General features: G+C 70.9%; 4 protein-coding genes. 1 reads left to right on the top strand and 3 read right to left on the bottom strand.

What is annotated here, in order from left to right:
* Both ACFQ4O_RS16785 and ACFQ4O_RS16780 read right to left on the bottom strand, forming a co-directional pair.
* The coding region (locus tag ACFQ4O_RS16785) for a transglycosylase SLT domain-containing protein (RefSeq protein ID WP_378777408.1) at positions 1 to 651 on the bottom strand (651 nt) is incomplete at its 3' end.
* Between the two features lie 96 nt (positions 652 to 747).
* Positions 748 to 1,716, bottom strand: a complete 969-nt coding sequence (locus ACFQ4O_RS16780; RefSeq protein WP_378777406.1) for a LysR family transcriptional regulator — start codon at positions 1,714 to 1,716, stop codon at positions 748 to 750.
* Between the two features lie 99 nt (positions 1,717 to 1,815).
* Between ACFQ4O_RS16780 and ACFQ4O_RS16775 the strand changes: the two genes are divergently transcribed.
* Positions 1,816 to 2,148: a hypothetical protein gene (locus ACFQ4O_RS16775; protein WP_378777404.1), complete on the top strand. Its 333-nt coding sequence runs from the start codon at positions 1,816 to 1,818 to the stop codon at positions 2,146 to 2,148.
* Positions 2,149 to 2,161: 13 nt separating this feature from the next.
* On the opposite strand, the gene ACFQ4O_RS16770 is transcribed toward ACFQ4O_RS16775, so the two are convergent.
* The coding region (locus ACFQ4O_RS16770; protein ID WP_378777402.1) for a helix-turn-helix domain-containing protein at positions 2,162 to 2,474 on the bottom strand (313 nt) is incomplete at its 5' end.

Raw genomic sequence — 2,474 nt, 5'->3', positions numbered from 1 at the left:
CACCGGCGGCAGCGGCGCCGCGGAGGCGAGCGCCGGCGCGACGTTCACCGCGATCACGCGCGGCTGGCGGGGCTCGGCGGTGGCCGTGACGACGGCGGGTTTCGCAGTAGCCGTGGCGGTCGTGACGACGGCTGGTTTCTCGGCGCTGGCGACGACTGTGGCGGGCGCCTTGGCGCGGCCGTGCGGCGCCATCTCCATCGCCTGCGCGAACACGGACGCGCCGCGGCGGCCCATGCCCACCTGATCGAGCAGGCCCTGGCGCTTGGCCTCGTAATAATAGCCGCTGGCGTAAAGCTGCACGGCGCGGTCGGGGTTTCCGCGGGCGGTCCGGTAGGCGCCGGCGAGGTAGCGCACGGCGTAGGTCAGGTTGGTGTCGGCGTCGAGCAGGCCGGCGGCGTCGCCCCGATAGCCCATGCCTTTCGCGGTGGCGTGCTTGATCTGCATCATGCCGTAGTGGCCGCGATTGTAGGCCTTCGGATTGTAGCGGCTCTCCCGCACGATCACCCGGCGGACCAGCGTCTCGGGCACTCCGTTCACGGCCGCATGGCGGGCGATGATAGCGTCGTATTGCGCCGGGCCGGACGCGGTCTGCGCCGCGGCCCCGTGCGTGAAGACGACCGCCAGCGCGATCCCGAACAGCCCTGCTTTCACGCGTCCGGTCCCTGGCCGTTTCGACGAAGGTTCTGGATCGGTCTTAATTGAGGCCATTCCGTGACGTCTGGCCCGATTTGGGACGCATTCCGACCGTCAGCCACCCTCGTCCTCCGCCTTGTTCAGCCACAGGTTGAGGCTCGGCGGCCGCTCGTCGCTGAGTTTCAGGATGGTCTCGCGCAGCCAGCGGTGGCCGGGATCGCCGTCGTAGGAGGCGTGCCACAGCATGGAGATCGCGACATCCGGCAGGATCACCGGGGCCGGGCTGACCGCGAGGTCCAGCACCTCCGCGAAGTAGCGCGCCACCCGCGCGTGCATGGTGGCGATCACCGGCGCCTGCTTCACCACGAAGGGCGCGGCGGTGAAGCGCGGGGAGGTGAGCACGATGTCGCGCGATAGGCCGATCTTCGCCAGCGCGTCGTCCACCACGCCATGGGGCGTCTCCACGAGGCTGGTGAGCACGTGGGGCAGCCGCACGTAATCCTCGAGCGAGATCGGCGCCGACACGCCGAGCAGGTCGGGATTGAAGATGCAGAGATAGCTTTCCCGCTGCAGCAGGCGGCGCTTGTGGTGCAGCTCGCCGTCCTCGAACAGGCCGATGCCGAGATCGACCCGGTCCTGGTCGAGATCCTGCAGAATGCGGATGCGGTCGATGGTGCGCACCAGCAGCCGCACGCCCGGCGCTTCCTTCCGCAGCAGCGCGATCAGCTTCGGCATCAGCAGCACCTCGGCGCTGTCCGGCATGCCGATGGTGAAGGTGCGCTCCTCGGTCGCCGGATCGAACGCCTCGCGCCGGGCCACCATCTCCTGGATCTGGGCGAGGGCGGCCCGCGCCGGCTGGATCAGCGCCTGCGCCCGGGGAGTGACGCGCATGCCCTGCGGGCCGCGGATCAGCAGCTCGTCGCCGAACATGGTCCGAAGCCGCGCCAGCGCATGGCTCATGGCCGACTGGCCGAGCCCGACCCGCGCCGCCGCGCGGGTGACGCTGCGCTCCGTCACCAGCGCGTCGAACGCCACGAGCAGATTGAGGTCGAGACGACTTAAATTAGCGTGGTCGATATTCAATATGAATCCGATCGTTTTGATCGATGACGAAAGACTGAGTATCTTTGGCGCAGATCACGGGGGTCGGCCCCGACGAGCACATCACGGAAGAGTGTCACCATGTCGCTGCGCGCCGCAATCGTCTCTCTCGCCCTCATCGGCTCGGCGGCCTCCGCCGGCGCCGTCGAGCTCAACGCCGGCTCCGCGAGCCGGATCGAAGTCGGCGACCGCAAGGGCGTCGCCTACTACACCGTGGAGCCCGCGGGCTACCGCGTGGTCGCCGGCCTCGCCCGCCGCGCAGGCGTGCCGCCGCTGCGCATCGAGACCACGCTCGCGGGCGACCAGCGCGTGCTGGCGCTCTCGCCGCAGGGCGTCGGCGAGCCGCTCGCAGCACTCGAGATCGTCCGCCAGGGCGACAAGGTGTTCGTGCGCCCGCTCGGCGCCGGCCTCTGAGGCCGGAACCGCTTCAGGCTGACGGCGCGCGGGTCCCGCGAGGGGGCGCGCGCCGCACGCCGCTCAGGCTGCGGGAGGCCGGCGCGCCGAAGGTGCGTCGGAAGTCCCGCGCGAAATGGGGCTGGTCGGCGTAGCCGGCCGCATGGGCCGCGGCGGTGAAGCTGGCGCCGCCCACGATCTCCGCGATCGCCCGCCGCATGCGCGTCCAGCGGCGGTAGCGGCGGAACGACACCCCGATCTCCGCCGTGAACAGATGCTGCAGCCGGGAGACCGACAGACCGGCGGCCCGCGCCGCCGCGTCGAGCCGGACGTCGGCGTCCGCCGCC

The sequence above is a fragment of the Methylopila musalis genome, from assembly GCF_042679725.1.
GTDB lineage: Bacteria > Pseudomonadota > Alphaproteobacteria > Rhizobiales > Methylopilaceae > Methylopila > Methylopila musalis.
This window is presented reverse-complemented; position numbering and strand designations above follow the sequence as displayed.

Coding starts and splice junctions, on each gene's coding strand:
- ACFQ4O_RS16775 (WP_378777404.1), top strand. CDS start 1,816: ATGTCGCTGCGCGCCGCAATCGTCTCTCTCGCCCTCATCGGCTCGGCG.